The sequence below is a fragment of the Solilutibacter tolerans genome (genome assembly GCF_900155935.1).
Taxonomy (GTDB): Bacteria; Pseudomonadota; Gammaproteobacteria; order Xanthomonadales; family Xanthomonadaceae; genus Solilutibacter; species Solilutibacter tolerans.
Window position 1 is genome coordinate 11,385 of sequence record NZ_FTLW01000003.1, and the last position, 22,176, is coordinate 33,560.

Annotated in this window: 19 protein-coding genes, 1 tRNA gene and 1 pseudogene; 9 read left to right on the plus strand and 12 right to left on the minus strand. The window is 60.9% G+C overall.

All coding sequences use genetic code 11. The annotated features are described in order from the left end of the window. Entirely contained in the window at positions 1–1,596 is a 1,596-nt protein-coding gene (locus BW989_RS06230; RefSeq protein WP_076586551.1) for a DHA2 family efflux MFS transporter permease subunit, read from the plus strand. Here BW989_RS06230 and BW989_RS06235 read toward each other — a convergent pair whose 3' ends face one another. The 3 genes from BW989_RS06235 to BW989_RS06245 form a co-directional block, all read right to left on the minus strand. Continuing rightward, on the minus strand, positions 1,597–2,166 hold the full coding sequence (locus BW989_RS06235) for a hypothetical protein (protein ID WP_076586553.1): 570 nt from the start codon (positions 2,164–2,166) through the stop codon (positions 1,597–1,599). A gap of 8 nt (positions 2,167–2,174) precedes the next feature. Beyond that, a complete protein-coding gene (radA, locus tag BW989_RS06240) occupies positions 2,175–3,563 on the minus strand; it encodes a DNA repair protein RadA (RefSeq protein WP_076586555.1) in 1,389 nt (462 codons plus the stop codon). A gap of 89 nt (positions 3,564–3,652) precedes the next feature. Continuing rightward, a complete protein-coding gene (locus tag BW989_RS06245; protein ID WP_076586557.1) occupies positions 3,653–4,558 on the minus strand; it encodes a LysR family transcriptional regulator in 906 nt (301 codons plus the stop codon). Positions 4,559–4,655: 97 nt separating this feature from the next. On the opposite strand from BW989_RS06245, the gene BW989_RS06250 reads away from it, so the two are divergent. From BW989_RS06250 to BW989_RS06260, 4 genes are all read left to right on the plus strand, one after another. Further along, positions 4,656–5,858, plus strand: coding sequence for an MFS transporter (locus BW989_RS06250; RefSeq protein ID WP_076586559.1), 1,203 nt, complete (start codon positions 4,656–4,658; stop codon positions 5,856–5,858). 181 nt (positions 5,859–6,039) lie between these two features. Beyond that, positions 6,040–6,747: an AraC family transcriptional regulator gene (locus BW989_RS06255; protein ID WP_165688567.1), complete on the plus strand. Its 708-nt coding sequence runs from the start codon at positions 6,040–6,042 to the stop codon at positions 6,745–6,747. Continuing rightward, the gene (locus BW989_RS12960) at positions 6,722–6,916 is read left to right on the plus strand and encodes a GyrI-like domain-containing protein (RefSeq protein WP_425476651.1); all 195 of its coding nucleotides are present in this window, start codon (positions 6,722–6,724) and stop codon (positions 6,914–6,916) included. Before BW989_RS06255 ends, BW989_RS12960 begins: the two co-directional genes overlap by 26 nt. Continuing rightward, positions 6,913–7,425 carry a VOC family protein gene (locus tag BW989_RS06260; protein WP_207551630.1) on the plus strand — a complete coding sequence of 171 codons (513 nt, stop codon included), beginning with the start codon at positions 6,913–6,915 and terminating at the stop codon, positions 7,423–7,425. Before BW989_RS12960 ends, BW989_RS06260 begins: the two co-directional genes overlap by 4 nt. Positions 7,426–7,606: 181 nt before the next feature. Here the strand turns inward: BW989_RS06260 and BW989_RS06265 are convergent. The 6 genes from BW989_RS06265 to murJ all read right to left on the minus strand — a co-directional run bounded on the left by BW989_RS06265 (position 7,607) and on the right by murJ (position 14,644). Beyond that, positions 7,607–7,682: transfer RNA gene (locus BW989_RS06265), tRNA-Thr, on the minus strand. 36 nt (positions 7,683–7,718) lie between these two features. Further along, the gene (gene ispH / locus BW989_RS06270) at positions 7,719–8,672 is read right to left on the minus strand and encodes a 4-hydroxy-3-methylbut-2-enyl diphosphate reductase (protein ID WP_076586561.1); all 954 of its coding nucleotides are present in this window, start codon (positions 8,670–8,672) and stop codon (positions 7,719–7,721) included. Positions 8,673–8,681: 9 nt separating this feature from the next. Continuing rightward, positions 8,682–9,185 (minus strand): signal peptidase II, encoded by a 504-nt coding sequence (lspA, locus tag BW989_RS06275; RefSeq protein ID WP_076586563.1) that lies wholly within the window; start codon positions 9,183–9,185, stop codon positions 8,682–8,684. Further along, positions 9,185–11,962: an isoleucine--tRNA ligase gene (gene ileS, locus BW989_RS06280; RefSeq protein ID WP_242651388.1), complete on the minus strand. Its 2,778-nt coding sequence runs from the start codon at positions 11,960–11,962 to the stop codon at positions 9,185–9,187. The genes lspA and ileS overlap by 1 nt, the downstream gene beginning before the upstream one ends. Before the next feature lie 75 nt (positions 11,963–12,037). Beyond that, positions 12,038–12,988 (minus strand): bifunctional riboflavin kinase/FAD synthetase, encoded by a 951-nt coding sequence (locus tag BW989_RS06285; protein WP_076586567.1) that lies wholly within the window; start codon positions 12,986–12,988, stop codon positions 12,038–12,040. A gap of 36 nt (positions 12,989–13,024) precedes the next feature. Next, entirely contained in the window at positions 13,025–14,644 is a 1,620-nt protein-coding gene (murJ, locus tag BW989_RS06290; protein ID WP_242651353.1) for a murein biosynthesis integral membrane protein MurJ, read from the minus strand. Positions 14,645–14,773: 129 nt separating this feature from the next. Here murJ and rpsT point away from each other — a divergent pair, with 129 nt between their 5' ends. Then, a complete protein-coding gene (gene rpsT, locus BW989_RS06295; RefSeq protein ID WP_076586569.1) occupies positions 14,774–15,043 on the plus strand; it encodes a 30S ribosomal protein S20 in 270 nt (89 codons plus the stop codon). A gap of 192 nt (positions 15,044–15,235) precedes the next feature. On the opposite strand, the gene obgE is transcribed toward rpsT, so the two are convergent. The 3 genes from obgE to rplU form a co-directional block, all read right to left on the minus strand. Continuing rightward, entirely contained in the window at positions 15,236–16,276 is a 1,041-nt protein-coding gene (obgE, locus tag BW989_RS06300) for a GTPase ObgE (RefSeq protein WP_076586570.1), read from the minus strand. A 111-nt stretch (positions 16,277–16,387) separates the two neighbouring features. After that, positions 16,388–16,645 (minus strand): 50S ribosomal protein L27, encoded by a 258-nt coding sequence (gene rpmA, locus BW989_RS06305; protein WP_076586572.1) that lies wholly within the window; start codon positions 16,643–16,645, stop codon positions 16,388–16,390. 17 nt (positions 16,646–16,662) lie between these two features. Then, positions 16,663–16,980, minus strand: a complete 318-nt coding sequence (gene rplU / locus BW989_RS06310; protein WP_076587190.1) for a 50S ribosomal protein L21 — start codon at positions 16,978–16,980, stop codon at positions 16,663–16,665. A gap of 172 nt (positions 16,981–17,152) precedes the next feature. Here rplU and BW989_RS06315 point away from each other — a divergent pair, with 172 nt between their 5' ends. From BW989_RS06315 to BW989_RS06325, 3 genes and pseudogenes are all read left to right on the plus strand, one after another. After that, positions 17,153–18,673, plus strand: a complete 1,521-nt coding sequence (locus BW989_RS06315) for an OmpA family protein (protein ID WP_083688333.1) — start codon at positions 17,153–17,155, stop codon at positions 18,671–18,673. A gap of 176 nt (positions 18,674–18,849) precedes the next feature. Continuing rightward, positions 18,850–21,705, plus strand: a pseudogene (uvrA, locus tag BW989_RS06320) (excinuclease ABC subunit UvrA); the annotation flags it as partial. Between the two features lie 20 nt (positions 21,706–21,725). Next, positions 21,726–22,151 carry an acyl-CoA thioesterase gene (locus tag BW989_RS06325; protein ID WP_076586578.1) on the plus strand — a complete coding sequence of 142 codons (426 nt, stop codon included), beginning with the start codon at positions 21,726–21,728 and terminating at the stop codon, positions 22,149–22,151. Positions 22,152–22,176 lie beyond the last annotated feature (25 nt).

Sequence of the window (22,176 nt, forward strand, 5' to 3'; positions counted from 1 at the left end):
ATGGCTTCGACGACCGCCACTTCGGATGATTTGCCGCAAGCGCCGGCACCCACTGAGACTGCGGCCAACATGCCCGGTTTCGCCCCGCCCAATCGCGCACTGACGACGATTGGTCTCGCCCTCGCCAGTTTCATGCAGGTGCTCGACACGACCATCGCCAACGTGTCGCTGCCAACTATCTCCGGCAACCTGGGTGGCAGCGCCAGCCAGGCGACATGGGTGATTACCTCGTTCGCAGTGTCTACGGCGATTGCCTTGCCCTTGACCGGCTGGCTTGCGCGTCGCTTTGGCGAACGCAAGCTGTTCATGTGGTCGACAATGGCATTCGTGATTGCATCGTTCCTGTGCGGCATTGCCAATTCGATGGGTTTATTGGTTACGGCGCGTGCGTTGCAAGGCCTCGTCGCAGGGCCGATGTATCCGATTACCCAGGCCTTGCTGTTGTCGATTTACCCGCCAGCCAAACGCGGGCAAGCCATCGCGCTGCTCGCGATGGTCACCGTAGTCGCACCCATTGCAGGCCCGATCCTCGGCGGCTGGATCACCGACAACTACAGCTGGGAATGGATTTTCTTCATCAACATCCCGCTCGGCATTTTTTCAAGTCTCGTCGTCGGCTCACAGCTCAAGGGCCGTCCGGAGAAGCTAGAAAAGCCAAAGATGGATTACGTCGGCTTGGCCACGCTGGTCTTGGGGGTAGGCGCATTGCAGTTGTTGCTGGACTTGGGCAATGACGAAGACTGGTTCAACTCGTCGCACATGGTGGCGCTAGCAATCATCGCGGTGATCTCGCTGGTGGTGTTCGTGATCTGGGAACTCACCGACGAAGATCCCATCGTCAATCTGCGTTTGTTCCGCCATCGAAACTTCACTGCAGGCACCATCGCAATGGTGCTGGCGTATTCGGCTTTTTTTGCGGTCGGCATCCTGGTTCCATTGTGGTTGCAACGCAACCTGGGCTATTCGGCCATCTGGGCAGGCTTGGCGACGGCGCCCATCGGCATCCTGCCTGTGATGATCGCGCCGATCATCGGCAAACACGGCAATAAAGTGGACCTGCGTATCCTTGCCAGTGGCGCGTTCATCGTGATGGCATTCACCAGCTTCCTGCGATCACACTTCAACCTGGACGTGGACTTCAACCACATCGCCACGATTCAGTTGATGCAGGGTCTGGGGGTCGCGCTGTTCTTCATGCCTGTGCTGCAGATATTGCTGTCCGACTTGGAGCCGCACGAGATTGCGGCAGGCTCCGGCTTGTCGACCTTTCTGCGCACATTGGGCGGCAGTTTCGCGGCATCACTGACCACCTACGCATGGACACAACGCTCTGCCGTGCATCACGCCCAGTTGACCGAGCATATCCCGGCGACCGACCCAGCGATGTTGCAGACCATCGCGCAATACGGCGCGGGCGATGTGCAACGTGGCGCGATGGTATTGAACGGCATGATCACGCAGCAGTCGATGCAGATCGGTTTCAACGAGATCTTCCACCTGCTCGGCATCATCTTTCTCGCGGTGATCGCGGTGGTGTGGATAGCCAAGCCGCCGTTCGGCGCCAAAGGGGGAGCCGCAGCAGCCGGCGGCCACTGATCAACCTAACGACAAGAGGACGATGCCTGCAGCCAAACCCAGCATCGTCCCGCCCAAGACTTCGACCGTCGTGTGGCGCGCCATGCGAAGACGCGCCCAGCCCAGCAACGGCAACAATGCAAACGCAACGACGCTAGCGTTGCGATACAACGACCACAGCACGACCGCGCAGAACGCCAAGCTGGCCATGTGCAACGAGAGCTTTATCCAGCGGTTGGCAACCCCAGCGACACAGAGCATGCCGATGACCACGGCCACGCCGATAGCCAGTGGTGATGAACGTCCCACCCAGGCCGCATAGGCAATCAACAAGACCAGCACCAACGCGTAAAGCGCAGGACGCTCGTGTTTGGATGACGCATCCACCGTGGACCAATGACCCGCACGGTGTCGCTGCCAGACGAAGGCCCACACCACGACCATCACCACCGCCATGCCAAGCATGATGCGAGGAAGTGACGCCGGATCCAGCCGCCACAAAGCCAGCAGGTTGAGCAACGCAAAGACGGCAAACGGATGCAATGCGATCGAAACAATGCGCGCACACTCCGCCTTGATCGAGTGGGTCACGCGTGTCCTCACGCGTGCGCCAAGGCATCCGCCAGACGAGACACGGCGATGACTTCCATCCCCTTGATCGTGCCCGCCTTCGGTGCATTGGCCTTGGGCACGATGGCGCGTTTGAAACCGTGCGTAGCAGCTTCCTTTAATCGCTCTTCGCCATTGGGCACGGGGCGGATCTCGCCGGACAGTCCCACTTCGCCGAAAGCAATTGTCTTGTCGGCGAGCGGCTGATCGCGCAGCGATGACAGCACGGCGAGCAATACGGGCAAATCAGCGGCAGTTTCCTGTACGCGGATGCCACCGACCACGTTCACGAACACGTCCTGGTCGCCGACCATGATCCCGCCATGCCGATGCAGCACGGCGAGCAGCATCGCCAATCGATTGCCTTCAAGGCCGACCGCAACACGACGCGGATTCGACAACGGTGAAGCATCGACCAAGGCCTGCACCTCCACCAACAAGGGGCGCGTGCCTTCGCGCGTCACCATCACGCAGCTGCCTGGTTGGTCGGCGCTGCCGCCCGACAGAAAAATCGCGGAAGGGTTCGGCACTTCACGCAAACCGCGATCACCCATCGCAAACACACCGAGCTCGTTCACCGCGCCGAAGCGATTCTTGAACGCGCGCAGCACGCGGAAGCGGCTGCCGGAATCCCCCTCGAAATAGAGCACCGCATCGACCATGTGCTCCAACACGCGCGGCCCGGCGATGCCGCCTTCCTTGGTCACATGACCGACCAGGAACACGGCCGTGCCGGTTTCTTTTGCATAGCGCACCAGACGTGCGGCCGATTCACGCACTTGGCTCACGGAACCCGGCGCTGCGGTCAGCGTTTCCGTCCACAAGGTTTGGATGGAATCGGCGATGATGAAGCGTGGCTTGGCAACAATAGCTTGCTCAAGGATGCGCTCGACGCAGGTTTCCGCCAGCGCATGCATGCCTTCCAGCGGCAGACCAAGGCGCGATGCACGACCGGCAACCTGGCCGAGTGATTCTTCGCCGGTGACGTAGAGACCATGCAAGCTCCCCGCCATCGACGCGAGGGCTTGTGTCAGCAAAGTGGATTTGCCAATGCCAGGATCACCACCGATCAGCACCACCGCACCTTCGACCAAACCACCACCCAGAACGCGGTCGAATTCGCCGATGCCGGTGGTGACGCGCGCGGTCTCGGTCTGCGCCACATCTTTCAGCGGTGTGATTTTCGGCGCATCCACCTTGCCCGCCCAACCACTGCGACGGCCTGCAGGTGATTTCGCTGCAGCCGCACTCTCCAGCACGATCTCCGCCAATGTGTCCCACGCGCCGCAGGCGCTGCACTGGCCCTGCCACTTCGAATAATCAGCGCCGCATTCGCTGCAAACATAGGCGGTGCGCGCTTTGGATGTTGCTTTGGCCATGGTGTTGGAATCAGGGTCGATGCTGCTTCGGAACCCACACTGTAGCCGTCCGCCATCGCATCCGGCGAGACGACATCGACCATGCCCCCTCATTCCCAGGGTGGCGTATCACGCAACCGCTCGGCCATGAAATCCACAAAGTGACTGACGCGCGGCGGTATCAGCCGACGCTGCGGCATGACCGCCCAAATACCCGTGGGTGCGAGCGGATAATCCGCCAGCACGGTGACCAGACGCCCTGATCTCAGATCATCCGCGATATGCCAGAGCGAATGCGTGGCGATGCCCTCGCCCGCCACCGCCGCATCGCGCAGCAGCTCGCCAAGATTGCTCTCGAGGCGGCCGTGCACACGCACGCGAACTTCGCCGCCCCGCCCATCGCCCAGTACCCACTGATCCTGCCGACCCTGCGCGCCAGTGAGGATCAAACAGTCGTGCTCGGCCAAGTCTTTCGGCGTCTCGGGTGTGCCGCGGCGCGCCAGATACGCCGGCGATGCCACGAGCACACGCTGATTTTCGGCCAACCGCTTCGCCACCAAACTGGAATCGGCCAGCGCACCAATGCGGATACCCAGATCAAACCCGTCACTCACCAGATCCACCATTTGATCGCTGAGATCGACGCTGACCCGCAAGCGCGGGTGCCGCGCCATGAATTCGTTCAACAAGGGTGAGAGATACAGCCGCCCGAACGTGGCCGATGCCGCGATCCTAAGCGTGCCTGCCACGCCGGTATTTGTGGCCTGCAGACTGCCAAACAACGTATCGAGATCATCCACTAGACCCCGACCCTGCTCTGCCAGCGCCAATCCCTCGGCCGTGGGATGCAGGCGACGCGTAGTTCGATGCAGGAGGCGTACGCCAAGGCTCTGTTCCAAGCGGGCCAGGCGCTGGCTGGCGACGGCTGGACTCAGATCCAGCTGGCGCGCGGCGGCGCTGATGGAGCCTTGGTCCAATACACGCAGGAACAAGGCCAGATCATCCAATCGATCCATGATTATCAAATTTTTATTGAAATTGATTGTTGATATTGCCGATTTTTAAATTCAATGCAATGACGGAGCATGTCGGCTTCCCTACACGAGCGTCGCCATGAACACCTCCAACGGCCGCCTACCTTTGGCGCTCTACGCACTCACCGCCGGGGCATTCGGCATCGGCACCACTGAATTCGTGATCATGGGCTTGTTGATGCAGGTGTCCGCCGATCTCGGCGTGACCATTTCCGCAGCAGGCTTGTTGATTTCCGGCTACGCGCTGGGTGTCTTCATCGGCGCGCCGCTGCTGACCGCGGCGACCACCCGCTGGCCGCGCAAGACGGTACTGGTCGCATTGATGATCGTGTTCACTCTGGGCAACCTGGCCTGCGCGCTGGCCCCCAACTACGAGATATTGATGGCCGCACGCGTGCTTACCTCGCTCGCCCATGGCACGTTCTTTGGCGTCGGCGCGGTGGTGGCCACGCAATTGGTTTCGCCGGATCGCAAGGCGACCGCGATCTCCATCATGTTCACTGGCCTCACTGCGGCGACTCTGCTCGGTGTACCCGCAGGGGCTTGGCTGGGCCTGCACTACGGCTGGCGCGCGGCGTTTTGGGCGGTGACAGTGCTGGACCTAGTTGCCACCGCGATCATCGTCTGGCTGGTGCCGGCCGATCGCGACCGCACGCAAGCAACATCCCTGCGCGAAGAAATGAAAGTGCTGTCGCGTCCTCAGGTGCTACTTGGCCTGGCGATGACCGTGCTGGGTTATGCCGGCGTGTTCGCAGTCTTCACCTACATCCAGCCGATCCTGACCCAGATCAGCGGCTTCAGCGATGCAGCGGTATCGCCGATCCTCTTGGTTTTCGGTGTCGGCTTTTTCATCGGCAACCTGCTGGGCGGCCGACTGGCGGACAAACGGCTGGTACCGGCATTGCTTGGGACATTGCTGTTGCTGTCCATTGTGCTCGCCACGATGACCTTCGCCATGCACTACACCTGGAGCGCCATCTTGTTCACAGGCTTGTTGGGCGCTGCCGCCTTTGCGACCGTCGCGCCGCTGCAGATGCGCGTACTGCAAAAGGCCGAAGGCGCGGGACAGAACATGGCCTCCAGCCTCAACATCGCGGCGTTCAACTTGGGCAATGCCATCGGTGCATGGTTGGGGGCGATTGTGATCGGTAGTCGTTTGGGCCTCGGCGCGGTCGGTGCAGTCGCTGCCTTGGTCACATTGCTGGGTCTTGCGATCGCGGTCTACAGCGTGTGGTTGGACCGTCGCGCCGCGCCAGTGCCTGCGGCCGCCTGCAACGCCTGAATTGCAACACGGCCTACCTCTGCGGACGGCTCCAGCAATGGGCCGTCCATTGTCGTGAGTCATGCTGAACGCTCAATTTCAAACATTCCCGCTCCCGAAGCGCTTGGCGTGATTGCGCAACCTTTATCAAAGGCAATGACCGACTATTGCACCGTCATCCATGGAAACAGCGGGGACGCACATGCCAACACCCAGCACGCGCGCACGCTACGCAGCACGCATCGACAAGGTTGTTGATTATCTTGTTGACCATCTTGATGATTCACTACCCCTAGAACGGCTGGCAAGCATCGGTCATTTTTCACCTTGGCATTTCCATCGCATCTATCGCGGGATGATGGGCGAAACCATCCAAACCACTGTACAGCGCCTGCGGTTGCAACGTGCTGCGAATGAATTGGTGCATGGACGTCGCACCTTGGATGACATCGCACGTGATGCCGGCTACGCAAGCCAGGCTGCATTTGCACGCGCGTTTACGCCGGCTTACGGCCTGCCTCCGGGGCGGTTCCGGCAACAAGGCGGCATCCCCACACCTCTATCTACCGCGCCATACAAGCCACCGGCGGATGGCGAAACATACGCCGTCTGTGTGCAACTCCTTGATTCAATCGATGTCGCCGCATTGCGCCATCGTGGCGATTACAAACGCATCGGTGATGCCTTTCAGCGTTTGGCTGCGTGGAGTGCGGGCCAGGGCATCGCAGCAACCGAAGCGCGATCGTTTGGCATTTATGATCAGGATCCGGAAAGTGTCGACGTCAACGCTCTGACCTCCTACGCCTGCATCGAGATTCCCCCCGGCACTCAGGCTGCAACCTCCGTTAGCGCGCTCCACCATTCCTTCGGGCCGGCATGCGGTACTGGTACATACCGGTCCTTACATTGAACTTGAGCACGCCTATCACTGGCTGTACAGCAGCTGGCTGCCAAGCAGCGGCGAGGAAGCCGCTGATCAGCCGATCGTCGAGGAATATCTCAACGACTGCCAATCCCTCCCGCCCATCGCATGGCAGACAGCGATCTGCCTACCCCTGCGTCAGGAGGCATCACGATGAAACTTCCTTTGGCTTTATCGGCGCTGTTGTCGCTTGCAGCCATCTGCCCTGCAAAAGCGCTCGCAACTGATCTACAGGAGTACAGCCCCATGGAAATCCAAACCAGTTATTCCGTTGTCGTGACCGACCACATCACTGACTGTCGTGATTTTTATGTGCGGAACTTCGGCTTCAAGGTCGTGTTCGAGTCAACCTGGTTTATCTATCTAGAATCACCGGGAGAGCGCCACGTCGCGGTGGCCTTCATGACTTGCGATCATCCCTCGCACCCGCCAGGCCCGGAACGTTTCAGCGGCGAAGGTATGTTTCTGACCTTGCAGGTGGCCGATGCGCGCCAGGCACATGATCATCTTGAACAGTCAGGCGCACGCATCGCCTATCCCCTGGCCGATGAGCCCTGGGGCCAACGCCGCTTTGGCCTGCGCGATCCATCTGGCATGTGGGTCGATGTCGTCGAGCAGATCGATCCGGCACCGGGTTTCTGGGATCCTTACATGCCGGCGATGTAAAGTCCTCACCGCGCGTCTTCAGAGATCGTTATGGCCGTCAAACGCAATGCGGATGATCTGCCCCGCACGATCATCCGCCAGCCAGATCGCGCCCACATCAGCCGCCGCTAACCCAACCCGTTGACCTTGCGCTCGCTTGCCAGCTTGCTCCAGCCCGGCTTCAGCGTCGAGACGTATTGAATGGTGCCGGAAATAGGAATCGAACCTACGACCTACGCATTACGAATGCGCCGCTCTACCAACTGAGCTATTCCGGCGTGGATGGCGATTATAGGGCCCGTCCGGGCCCTACTTCAATCAATCAATTGCAGACGCAGTTCTTTGGGAAGGGCAAAGACCATGTTTTCGGGCTCGCCATCGAGCTCTCGGTATTGGGAGCCGGCCCCCAACTCCGAGAGTTTGGCAAGTACGCCCTGCACTAGCACATCGGGCGCAGAGGCCCCGGCAGTCACCCCGACCTGCCGCTTGCCGGTTAGCCAAGTTGGATCAATCTCGTGCGCGCCGTCGATCAGGTGCGATTCGACACCCTCTCGCTCAGCTAATTCACGCAGGCGATTGGAGTTGGAGCTGTTGGGTGAGCCGACTACCAGAATCAAATCGCACTTCTCGGCCAGCTCCCGCACGGCGTCTTGACGGTTCTGGGTGGCGTAGCAGATGTCATCGTTCTTCGGGCCCTGCATCGCCGGGAAGCGCTGCCGCAGGGTGGCAATGATGTCGCGAGTATCGTCAACGGACAGCGTTGTTTGCGTGGTATACGCCAGGTTCTCCGGCTGCCCGACAGCGATCGTCCGCGCCTGCTCAATGTCTTCGACCAAATGGATGCGGCCGGTCGCACCTTCGCGCGCCCACTGCCCCATGGTGCCTTCAACTTCCGGGTGGCCTTCGTGGCCAATCAGGATCATGTCGCGGCCGTGACGGCAGTGACGGACGACTTCCAGATGCACCTTGGTCACCAACGGACAGGTGGCATCAAACACCTTCAGACCACGCCGGTCCGCTTCAATGCGCACGGCCTGCGACACGCCATGCGCGGAAAAGATCACCGTCGCGCCATCCGGCACTTCGTCGAGCTCTTCGACGAAGACTGCGCCGCGTTGCTTCAGGTCATCGACCACGAACTTGTTGTGCACCACTTCATGGCGCACGTAGATCGGCGCGCCCAATGTCTCGATGGCACGCTTGACGATCTCGATGGCGCGGTCGACACCAGCGCAGAATCCACGTGGATTGGCGAGCAGGATTTCCATATGTCGAGCTTAATTCCCCGCTACTGAATCTTTCTTGCCGCTGGTCAAACTGAACAACACCAGCCCGATCGCGCCACCGACGATGGCTGCATCAGCCAGATTGAACGCCGGCCAGACATGGTCGCCGATGTACCACTTGATGAAATCGATGACATGACCGTGGATCAATCGATCGATGACATTGCCCAGTGCGCCACCAATGATCAATGCGTACGGCAGCGCTGTTTTCCAATCGTTGCGCGGCGTTTTGGCCAACCACCAGATCAGCAACCCACTGATGACGAAGGCCAGGATGCTGAAGAACCAGATCTGCCAGCCGCCGCTGTTGGCGAGGAAGCTGAAGGCTGCGCCGGTATTGTAGGTGCGAAACCAGTTCCAGAATCCGGGAATCACGACGATATCGGTGTATTCCGGCAACGCGCGCAGCACCCAGGCCTTGCTCAATTGATCCAGCACGATGACCAGCGCCGACAGGCCCAGCCACGAGAGCGCATTCGGTTTCGGCGCGGCCATCAGAACCACCTCCGGCTTTCGCCCGGGCCATCGATATTGATGATGCAGCGGCCACACAACTCAGGATGTTCGGCATGCGTGCCGATATCACCTCGGTGCTGCCAGCAGCGGACACACTTCGGCTTGGTGGTCGGCGTCGCCATGATCGGCGGCGCAACACCCGCAGGTTGCACGGTGACATCGCCACTGATGAAGAAGAAACGCAATTCATCGGCCAGGGGTTCCAGCCACGCGCGCGTGGGCTCATCCGCAGACACCACGATCTCGGCTTCCAACGCCGCGCCGATCTCGCCAGCGGCGCGCATCGGCTCCAAGATCTTCGCCACGCTCTCGCGCAAATCGAGCAGTTGATCGAAGCGTGCGGCAGATAGCGGCGCATCGTTCGGCAGCTCTGCAAGCCCGTCATACCACTGTGCCAACATCACGTTGTCCTCGCGCTCACCCGGCAGGAAGCGCCAGATTTCATCTGCCGTGAACGACAGGATCGGTGCGATCCAGCGCGCGAACGCCTCGATGATGCGACACATCGCCGATTGCGCACTGCGACGACCGCGAGAATCCTCGCGCATCGTGTAGAGCCGATCCTTCGTCACATCCAGATACAGAGAGCCAAGATCAACGCTGCAGAAATTCATCAGCGCCTGCACGACTTCGGCAAAGTCATAGCGCGCATACGCTTCGGTGATCTGCTTCTGCAGAACTGCTGCGCGGTGCACGATCCAGCGATCCAGCGCGATCATGTCATCGATCGGCAGCAGGTCATGAGACGGATCGAATCCATCCAGATTGGCCAGCAGGAAGCGGGCGGTATTGCGGATGCGGCGATACGCATCGGCATTGCGCTTCAAGATTTCCTGCGACAGCGACATCTCCTGCGAGTAATCGGCCGACGCCACCCACAGGCGCAGGATGTCGGCACCATATTGCTTGATGATTTCCTGCGGCTCGATCCCGTTGCCGAGCGACTTGGAGAACTTGCGGCCCTGCGCATCGACCACGAACCCATGCGTGAGACATTCGCGATACGGCGCAGCCTTGTCGATGGCGACGGCCGTGAGTAAGGACGACTGGAACCAGCCGCGATGCTGGTCCGAGCCTTCCAGGTACAGCTCAGCCGGCAGCTCATAGCCGCGGGCCTTCAGGACGCACTGGTGCGTCACGCCGGAATCAAACCAGACATCCAAAATGTCCTTGACCTTGTCGTAATGCGCAGCTTCATCGCCCAGCAACTCGGTGGCATCGAGCGCGTACCAGGCGTCCACGCCGCCCTGCTCCACGCGCAGCGCGACTTCCTCCAGCAGATCCACCGTGCGCGGATGCGGCTCACCGGTTTCCTTGTGCACGAACAACGCAATCGGCACGCCCCAAGTGCGCTGGCGCGAGATGGTCCAGTCGGGTCGGCCTTCGATCATCCCTGCGATACGCGCCTCGCCCCAACCCGGATACCACTTCACGCCCGGAATCGTCGCCAATGCATCGCGACGCAAGTTGCCCTGCGACATCGAGATGAACCACTGTGGCGTGGCTCGAAAAACAATCGGCGTCTTGTGCCGCCAGCAATGCGGATAGCTATGGCGAATGTCGACATGCGATAGCAACTCACCACTTTCGCGCAGCGCCTCGACGATGAGCGGGTTCGCTTTCCAGATATGCGCGCCGGCCAGCGCCGTATCACCGATCGGTGGCGTCGAAGGCAAGTACACGCCGCGGGCATCGACCGGGTTGATCTGAACCAGCGTGTACTCATCCATCAAACCCGTGCCTTGCACAACGGCGTAATCCTCCTGACCGTGGCCAGGCGCGGTATGCACGATGCCGGTGCCGTCCTCGTCGGAGACGTGATCACCCAGCAGCACCGGGATGTCCCGCTCGGCGTAGAACGGATGCGCGAAGATGGCGCCGGCCAATGCATCACCCTTGGCGTGCGCATGCGCGCGCGTTTCGCCGACGCCGTAACGCGCCAACGCCGACGGAACCAATGACGATGCGATCACCAGCCAGCGACGCTTCTGGTGATGCGGCGGACCTTCGACCAGCGCGTATTCGATGTCCGCGCCCATCGACACCGCCAGCGATGCCGGCAGCGTCCACGGCGTCGTCGTCCAGATGACGGTGGCGATTTCTACATCGCTCGGCAGGTCGATGCCAAAGCGTTGCGCAATGTCGGCGCTGTTGCGTGCGGTGTAGGCGACATCAATTGCAGGCGAGGTCTTGTCGGCGTATTCGATCTCGGCCTCGGCCAGCGCCGATCCACAATCGAAACACCAATGCACCGGCTTCACGCCACGCGCCAAATGCCCGTTGTCGATCACCTTGGCGAGCGAACGCAGTTCATTGGCTTCGTATTTGAAATCGAGCGTCTTGTACGGGTTGCTCCAATCGCCCAGCACACCCAGGCGCTTGAAATCTTCGCGCTGGATGTCGATCTGGCTACTGGCGTATTCGCGGCATTTCTGTCGGAACTGATCCGCGTCGAGTTTCTCGCCGACCTTGCCGAATTTCTTCTCGATGGCGATCTCGATCGGCAGGCCGTGGCAATCCCAGCCCGGGATGTAGGGTGAATCAAAGCCTGCCAACGTCTTGGACTTGACGATGATGTCCTTCAGCACCTTGTTGACCGCATGACCCAGGTGGATCTGCCCGTTCGCATATGGCGGGCCGTCATGCAGCAGGAAGCGCGGGCGATCCGCCGACACTTCGCGGATGCGCGCGTACAGGTTGTCGCGCTCCCAACGCGCCAGGGTTTCCGGCTCGCGCTTGGGCAGGTCCCCGCGCATCGGGAAATCGGTCGCGGGCAGCAACAGAGTGGATTTGTAACGGTGGCTGTCGGCTTCGTTCATCAAAGTGTCGGTTCAGGCGCGGGCGTTGGCCGTGCGCGGGGTAGATAGAAGAGTACGGGCGATCTCGGCATCCTGCCGCATTCGGGCGGTCAGCGCGTCGAGAGAGTCGAATTTTTCCTCGTCACGGATCTTGGCGACGAACTCGACATCGATGTGCTGGCCGTATAGGTCGCCATCGAAATCGAAGACATGCGCTTCCAGCAAAGGCTCGATGCCATCCACAGTCGGACGTGTGCCAAAGCTCGATACCGAATCATGCGGATGCGCACCGATCCCGTGCACGCGCGTCGCATAAATGCCTTGCAGCGCCGACTTGCGCGCAAAACGCAGGTTGGCGGTCGGAAAGCCCAGGGTGCGGCCCAACTGCTTGCCGCGCACCACACGCCCGCAAATCGAGTACGGACGGCCCAAAAGCGTCTCGGCGCGCATGAAATCGCCATCCGACAACGCCGCGCGAATCACCGAGCTGGAGACGCGCTCGCCATTCAATGTGAAGGGCTCGATGGCCTGCGCGGTGAAGTCATGACGCGTGCCTTCGAGCTGCAGCGTCGCCAAATCGCCTTCGCGCTTGTGGCCGAAGCGGAAACCCGGGCCCACCCATACTTCGCGCGCACCCAAACGGTCGACCAATACCTTCTGGATGAAGTCGGCGGCCGACATCGCCACCATCTCGTGGCTGAAACGTAACAGGCCGATGCCGTCGATGCCGGCTTCGCGCATCCCAAACACCTTGCCCCGCGGCAACATCAGGCGCGGCGGCGGATCGTCGGGGGCAAAAAACTCACGCGGCAAGGGCTCGAAGGCCAACGCGACGGTGGGCAAACCCAGTGCGCGCGCGCGCGACACCGCGTGGCGCAACAATGCCTGATGGCCAAGATGCAAGCCATCGAAGGCACCGATGCAGACCACGCTGCCTTGCGGGCACAAGCGCCCGCCTTTAGCGTCGCGGAACAGGAAATCCATGGATGTGGCCAGTATACCGGCCCTGTCTATACCTATTCAGTGTCTTAGATGCCGCGGCCTGACCCCGGCCAGCAACAAAGTAGCGCCGTAAGCCGCGCCGCCTGCAGCAATCACTATCAAGAGCCACGCCCAGCGATGCGACGCCCGCATTACCGTCCAGTCGCCAATCCACTCGCGCAGGCCCACCACCACTACACCCATGACCACCAAAGCCAGCGCCAGACGCAGCAGCCAGCGTCCCCAGCCGGGCTCGGGCTGATAGATGCCATCGCGACGCAGCCAGCGCCAGAGCAACACGGCATTGAAGGTGCCCGCAATCGCCGTGGCCGCCGCAATGCCGGTGTGTGCGTAAGGCAGGCCCATCTTCCACATCGGCGTGACCAAGGCGACGATCAAGATCACGTTGCAGACCACCGTCCACACGGCCGCCTTCATCGGCGTCTTGGTGTCCTTGCGCGAATAGAACGCCGAAAGCAGCACTTTGCTCAGCATGAAAGCCGGCACGCCGATGCACATCGCGGTCAGCGCGTAGCCCACCATCTGACTGTCTTGGCTGGTGAATTCGCCGTAGCGGAACAGCGAGACCGTCAGCGGCTCGGCCAGCAGCGCCAGACCCACGGCCGCCGGCAAGCCGAGTAGCAGCACCATCCGCAAGCCCCAATCGAGCGACTTGGAGTAACCCGCCTCGTCGTCTTGCGCGTGGTGGCGCGAGAGCTGCGGCAGGATCACCGTGCCGATCGCGACGCCAAACAGGCCCAGCGGCATCTCGGTCAGGCGGTCGGAGTAATACAGCCAGGACTGCGCCGCCGGCACCAGAAGCGAGGCAAACATCGTCCCCACCAGCACGTTCACCTGGGCCACCGACGAGGAAAACACCGTCGGCAGCATCAGCTTGAACACCCGTCGCACGCCTTCGTGACGGAAATTGAAGCGAAAGCGCGGGCGAATCCCCAAGCGTCCCAGCGCCGGCCACAGCAAAAGCATTTGCAGGATGCCGGCCGCCAACACGCCCCAGGCCAAGGCCATTTCCGGCACCTTCAGATGCTTGGCCAACAACAGCATCGCGGCGATCAGCGCGAGGTTGTGCAGGATCGGCGCGAACGCGGGCAGACCGAAGTGGCGGAAGCTGTTCAGCGCCGCGCCCGCCAGCGCCGTCATCGAAATGAAGGTGAGATAGGGGAAGGTGATGCGCAGCATCTCCGCGGCCAGCGGCACGGTCCCGGCATCCGGCGATGCAAACAACAGGAACAGCTTGGCGATCCACGGCGCCGCCAGCATGCCGATGCCGCTGATGACGATGACCGCGGCCAGCAAGGCGCCGGCCACGTGGTCCATGAAATCCTGCAAAGCCTGCTTGTCGCCCCGCTCGCGCATTTCGGTCAACACCGGCACGAAGGCCGAGGAGAACGAGCCCTCGGCAAAGATCCGACGCAGATAATTGGGGATGCGATACGCCACGACAAACGCGCTGACCGCCGGGCCGGCGCCGAACATCGTCGCCTGCAGCCAGTCACGCAGGTAGCCGGCGATGCGGGAGAGGAAGGTCATGGCCGTGAAGACGGCCGTGGATCGGAGCATCCCACTGCGCTTGGCCGGGGGCATGTCCGCGGACGGTGCCTCGGGCGTGGCGGCGGCAGGATCGGGGGCTTTATCCACTGGCGGCGCTGGGTGGCCGGGGCTATTCATCGATCCCCTACCCAGTTGACGCAACTTGTTGAATGGGCCATACTTTTGGGTCTCGCTTCTTGCGACCTCATCTCACCAGTTTCCTCGAAAGGTTTCATCGTGGCCAATATCAAGTCCGCCAAAAAGCGCGCCAAGCAGACCATTGTGCGCAATGCGCGCAACAACAGCCAGCGTTCCATGCTGCGCACCTCGGTCAAGAAGGTGCTGAAGGCCCTGAACGCCAACGACGCTGAAGGCGCCGCTGCTGCCATGACCGCTGCCCAGCCGCTGCTGGATCGCTTCGCCGCCCGCGGCCTGATCCACAAGAACAAGGCTGCACGTCATAAGAGCCGTCTGAACGCACGTATCAAGGCGCTCAAGGCCGCTTGATTCCTTCTGTCGCCTTCTTGGCGACGTGGAAACAGCGCAAAGCAAAAAGCCTCGCGATCATCGCGAGGCTTTTTCGTGGGTGGAATTTGTCGATGCATTTCGATCACGTCGAGACGTCACAACATGATCATGCGCGACTTATGTGAAGTCAGAAGGAAGTCGTGCGCCTGATCGATCACCCGCGAAAAGTACTCAGACTTGCTCGGCCGCCTCTTGCTCCAGCAGGCGCTGCTCGTCCAGGAAGGCCTGCACACGCAGCATCACTTCTCGCGTGCCCTCGTGCGCCAGCCCCGAGATGATGAACCACGGACCCGTCCAGCCCAGCTCGGCAACGGTCTTTTCAGCTTGGATTTTTGCGTCCTCCTTGGTCAACAAATCCGCCTTGTTGAACAAGAGCCAGCGCGGCTTTTCCATGAGGCCGGCTTCAAACTTTTCGAGCTCATGCTCGATCGCGCGAACCTGGCCCGCAGCGCTGCTGCCATCCAGAGGCTCAATCTCGACCAAGTGCAGCAACAAGCCCGTGCGTTGGATGTGGCGGAGGAACAGCGCACCCAGGCCCGCGCCATCGGCTGCGCCTTCGATCAAACCCGGAATGTCGGCGATCACGAAGCTGCGATGTGGCTCCACACTGACCACGCCCAGATTCGGGTAGAGCGTGGTGAAGGGATAATCGGCAACCTTGGGCGTCGCTGCCGAAACCGCGCGAATCAAGGTCGACTTGCCTGCATTCGGGAAGCCCAAGAGGCCCACATCGGCCAACAGCTTTAGTTCGAGTCGTAACTCGCGCTCCTCACCTTCCGTACCAGGCGTCGATTGACGCGGCGAGCGGTTGGTCGAGCTCTTGAAGTGCATGTTGCCTAGACCACCCTTGCCACCCTGCGCGACCAGCAAACGATCATCATGACGGGTCAGGTCGCCGATCAATTCATCGGTGGCGATGTTGGTGACCTGGGTGCCAACCGGCACCACGATGGTTAGGTCCTCGCCCGCCTTGCCGTACTTCTGCCGGCCCATGCCGTTCTCGCCGCGTTGCGCGCGGAACAATTTTTCATGGCGAAAATCGACCAGCGTGTTGAGGTTCTCGTCCGCACGCAGCCAGACGCTGCCACCGTTGCCGCCATCGCCACCATCGGGGCCGCCCAACGGGATGAATTTCTCGCGGCGAAAGCCCACGCAGCCATTGCCACCTTTGCCGGCGGTGACGGTGATTTCGACTTCATCGACCAGTTTCATGGGGGCGGAATCCTGCGAGTTTTGATAAGTGTAACGGTGCAACGAAATGTACTTCGCCAGAAATGAAAAGCCCCGCGCGAGGCGGGGCTTTCCGCGTGACGCGATCGGCGATTACTCGGCGACCACGCTCACGGTGCGACGCTTTTGCGGACCCTTGGTGGAGAACTCCACTTTGCCGTCCAGCAGTGCGTACAGGGTATGGTCGCGGCCAAGGCCGACGCCCGGACCCGGGTGGAACTGGGTGCCACGCTGACGCACGATGATGTTGCCGGCGTCGATGGCCTGGCCACCGTAGATCTTGACGCCCAGGTATTTCGGGTTGGAGTCGCGACCGTTGCGCGAGGAGCCTACGCCCTTTTTATGTGCCATGACTGCTTCTCCTTAAATTACTTCTTGCCACCGGCGATGCCGGTGATTTCGATTTCGGTGTAGTACTGACGGTGACCCATCTGCTTGCGGTGGTGCTTGCGGCGACGGAACTTGACGATCTTCACCTTGTCGGCGCGGCCGTGGCCAACCACCTTCGCGGAGACAGTCGCGCCCTTCAGCGCATCGCCCAGCTTCACGCCATCGCTGCCGCCCAGCATCAGGATGTCGTCAAATTTGATCTCGCTGCCGGCTTCGACTTCGAGCTTCTCAACACGCAAGGTTTCACCCTGCATGACGCGGTATTGCTTACCGCCTGTAACCAGAACTGCGTACATCGCCATCTTCCTTTGTAGTTATTGTGGCTCTTCCAGGCGGCAACTGCCGCACTGAACCAGTGATTATAGCGGAAATCAGGCTTGTGGGCAGTGGGCGCGCACTGAATTTCCGATAACCAAACCCTAACGCCCGCCGTGGACGATAGTCAGGCAGTGCACCGTGCGTCTTTGCATGGTAGCTGTCCATTCCAACTATCACCCGGGGATTCCAATGTTTGGCAATCTGCTCAATGAGGTGGCGGCCCGTTTCGGCCTGAACCTCGACAAGGCCAAGCTCCTGCTTGGGTCACTTATCGCATTGATTTTCAACGAAAAACGTGGCGGCGCAGCCGGCTTCGTGGATTTGTTCCGTAGTCGCGGCATGGGCGGCATGATCGATTCGTGGATCGGCAACGGCCCGAACGACCCCATCGATGCCAGCCAACTGGAAAGCGCACTGGGCAGTCAGGAAATCGACGCCATCGCCCGCCAAACAGGGGTCGAACGTGGTGTGGCCGCTTCCGCTTTGGCTGCCCTGCTCCCGGGCACCTTCAATACGTTGACCGAAGACGGCCGCATCCCGACCGGCATTCCGGACCGCATCCGCGGCTTCATGGATAGCCTGGGCGACTTCTTCCGCAACGCCGGCGCTGGTGCATTGGGCCTGGGCGCCGCAGCCGTGGGCGGGGCGGCACACGCTGCAGGCCGGGCCGGGGACGCCATCGGTGATGTTGCCGAAGGCACGGTCGATGCCATCGGCGATGCAGGCCGGGCTACGGTCCGCACCGTCGACAACGCGGTTGATCGTGTAGGCGATGCGGCACGTAGCGGAGGTATCGGCAAATGGCTGCCGTGGTTGCTGTTGGCAGGCCTGCTGATCGCCGCACTATTCTGGTTCAAGGGTTGCAGCAAAAACGAGGCCACCCCGGCACCCTCAACGGCCGAAACGCCAACGGAAGTCGCGGCTACCAGCGTCAACCCGCGCTTCGGCTTCGCCAATGCCGATGGCAAAGTCACGGTGAACGGCCAGGTCGCCAGCGACGCCGACAAGACTAAGCTCTGGGATGCGCTGGTCGCCAACTTCGGTGACGGCAATGTCATGGGCGACATCACTGTCGACCCCGCTACCGGCGCAGCAGGCTGGCTGGACAAGCTGGTCGCCCTGCTGCCGGATTTCAAGGCTAAGGGTTTGAAGTTCGACTTCGACGGCAGCAAGTTGCAGTTCGACACCTCGGCGATGTCCGATGTGGACCGCAATGCCTTGATGGAAAAGCTCAATGGTGCCTTCGATGGCGTGCAGATCTTGGGCTTGGACAAGGGCACCGATGCGCTCGCCGCGCTGCGTGAAGGCTTCTCAGGTGCCGACTTGGTCAAGGCGCTCAGCATGGTCAACATCCAGTTCAAGACCGGTTCGGCGGAAATTTCACCCGCCAGCATGGTTCTGGTGCGCAATGCCGCCGAATACATCAAGAAAGCACCAGCCGGCACGCGTATCGAGGTCGGTGGCCATACGGATAACGTCGGCAATGCCGCCGCCAACATGGGCTTGTCGGGTGCACGCGCCAATGCGGTGATGGCCAAACTGGTCGAGTTCGGTGTGGATGCCGGCACCTTGACCGCCAAGGGCTATGGTCAGGACAAGCCGATCGCCGACAACGCGACGGACGAAGGCAAGGCCCAGAACCGCCGCATCGAGTACACCCTCGCCCAATAACCCCCGGGACGCGGGTAATCGGGGCGCTTCGCCGCCCCTCTTTTTTGCGGCGTCGCATGCCTTGCGATTGTCCTGTGACGACACTATCTATTCAGTCCCTGCATCACCGGTTGCCCGGCCTTGTCAGGCCCTTTACGCTGGGCGATTGCCCTTCTCGCCTCCCCCAAGGAATCCCTGTGGCGTTGGACACCATCCGCATCCGTGGCGCACGGACGCACAATCTCAAGAACTTCGACCTCGACCTGCCGCGCGACAAGCTGATCGTGATCACGGGGCTGTCCGGTTCGGGCAAGTCATCGCTGGCCTTCGACACGATCTATGCCGAAGGCCAGCGTCGTTATGTCGAATCTCTCTCTGCTTACGCACGGCAATTCCTCTCGGTGATGGAAAAGCCCGATGTCGATCACATCGAAGGTCTGTCGCCAGCGATTTCGATCGAACAGAAATCGACATCGCACAACCCGCGCTCGACCGTTGGCACCATCACCGAGGTCTACGACTATCTGCGCCTGTTGTATGCACGCGTCGGTATCCCTCGCTGCCCGGATCATCACTTTCCGTTGGAAGCGCAGACCGTCAGCCAGATGGTCGATCAGGTCATGGCGCTGGGCAAGGATGCCAAGACCGCCGAACAACGCTGGATGCTGCTGGCACCCGTCGTACGCGAACGCAAAGGTGAACATGCGCAGGTATTCGAGCAATTGCGTGCGCAAGGTTATGTGCGCGTGCGCGTCAACGGCGAACTGCATGAAATCGACGATGTGCCGACGCTGGGACTACGCCAGAAGCACACCATCGAAGCAGTGATCGATCGCTTCAAGGTGCGTGACGATGTGCAGCAGCGACTCGCCGAATCCTTCGAGACCGCGCTGAAACTTGGCGAGGGCATGGCGATCGTGCAGTCGCTGGATGACGAAACCGCTGCGCCGCTACTCTTCTCATCGAAATATTCCTGCCCGGTCTGCGACTACTCTCTACCGGAGTTGGAGCCGCGCCTGTTCTCGTTCAATTCGCCGGTCGGTGCTTGCGAGACCTGCGATGGCCTTGGCATGGCGCAGTTCTTCGACCCGGCACGCGTAGTCGTGCATCCAGAATTGTCACTGGCATCGGGCGCAGTGCGCGGCTGGGACCGTCGCAACACCTATTACTTCCAGATGCTGCAATCGTTGGCCAAGCATTACGGATTCAAGGTCGACACGCAGTGGAGCACGCTGCCCGAAGATGTTCAGCAGGCGGTGCTTCAAGGCAGCGGCAAGGAAGCGATCAGCTTCACCTATGTCAACGATGCCGGCAGCCGCACCACGCGCAAGCACCCGTTCGAAGGCATCATCCCCAACCTCGAGCGCCGCTATCGCGATACCGAATCGAGCGCAGTGCGCGAGGAGTTGTCGAAGTACATCAGCGAGCGCCCCTGCCCCGATTGCGGAGGTGCACGCCTGAATCGCGCGGCGCGCAATGTATTCGTCGCCGACCGTCCGGTGTATGAGATCAGCCAGCAACCCATCGACGAAGCGCTGGCTTTTTTTGCATCGCTCAGCCTGCCTGGTTGGCGCGGCGAGATCGCGGCCAAGATCGTCAAGGAGATCGCCGAGCGGCTTGGATTCCTAGTTGATGTCGGTCTCGATTACCTCACGCTGGAACGCAAGGCCGATACGCTCTCGGGTGGTGAAGCGCAACGCATTCGTTTGGCCTCACAGATCGGCGCGGGCCTCGTTGGCGTGATGTATGTGCTCGATGAGCCCTCGATCGGCCTGCATCAGCGCGATAACGAGCGCTTGCTTGGTACCCTGACGCGCTTGCGTGATCTCGGCAATACAGTGATCGTGGTCGAACACGATGAAGATGCGATTCGCTTGGCCGATTACGTCGTCGACATCGGTCCTGGCGCGGGCGTGCATGGTGGCGAAGTGGTCGCCAAGGGCAGCGTGAATGACGTGATGTCATCGAAGCGCTCGCTTACCGGTGATTATTTGTCCGGGCGCAAGGCCATCGAAGTCCCGGCCAAACGCCACGCGCCGAACAAGAAGTTCCTGCTCAAGTTGAAGGGGGCATCCGGCAACAACCTCAAGAACGTCGACCTGGAAATCCCGGCCGGCTTGATGACGGCGATCACCGGTGTTTCCGGCTCCGGCAAATCCACGCTCATCAACGACACCTTGTATGCACTGGCTGCGAACGAGATCAACGGTGCTTCGCATTCGCCCGCGCCGTACAAGGAAATTGTCGGCCTTGACCTGTTCGACAAGGTCGTCGACATCGACCAATCGCCCATCGGCCGCACACCACGCAGCAACCCGGCGACGTACACCGGCTTGTTCACGCCGCTGCGCGAGTTGTACGCGCAGGTGCCCGAGGCGCGTTCACGCGGCTATGCGCCCGGACGTTTCAGCTTCAACGTGCGCGGTGGTCGTTGCGAGGCCTGCCAAGGCGATGGCCTGATCAAGGTGGAAATGCACTTCCTGCCTGACGTCTACGTGCCTTGCGATGTATGCGGAGGAAAACGCTACAACCGCGAGACACTGGAGATACGCTACAAGGGCCACACCATCCACGACGTGCTTGAAATGACAGTCGAGGATGCGGCGGTACTGTTCGAAAACGTGCCGGCGATCAGTCGCAAGCTGGATACCTTGATCGATGTCGGCCTGTCCTATATCAAGCTGGGGCAATCAGCGACAACGCTCTCCGGCGGTGAAGCACAGCGCGTGAAATTGTCCAAGGAACTGTCGCGCCGCGATACCGGGCGAACGCTCTACATTCTGGATGAGCCAACGACCGGCCTGCATTTCGCCGACATTGAGCACTTGCTGATGGTGCTGCATCGCCTACGCGACGACGGCAATACAGTCGTCGTCATCGAACACAATCTGGATGTCATCAAGACCGCGGACTGGGTGGTCGACCTGGGCCCCGAAGGCGGTCACCGCGGCGGCCAGATCATCGCGCAAGGCACACCTGAGGACGTCGCTGGCATGCCGCAATCACATACCGGTCAGTTCCTTGCACAGTTGCTGCAGGCACAGAACCAGCGCGCAGGAAAAAGGAAGAAAGCATGAGCCACGACATCGCCGAAAACGTCTTTCGTTTCCGCATCTCCCCACGCTGGGGTGACCTGGATGCGATGAATCACGTCAATAACGCGACCTACCTGCGTTATCTGGAAGAAGCACGTATCCAGTGGCTGAATGCGCAGGATACTGCGTGGTTCGATGGCGAACGCGCGCCCGTCCTGGCATCGGCGACGGTCAACTACCGGCTGCCGATCGAATACCCAAGCGAGATCGACATCGAGCTCTTCGCGACACGTATCGGCACCAGCAGCCTGACCATTGGACATCGCATGGTCGATGCCGCGAATGCCCGCCTGCATTGCGACGGGCAGGTCGTCGTGGTGTGGATTGACCGCAAGACCGGCAAACCTGCGCCCCTGCCGGATAGCATTCGCAGCGCAGCCGAACGCATCGCTAGCCCCGACTAGGTACGAACACCCCTGCCATCGGTCA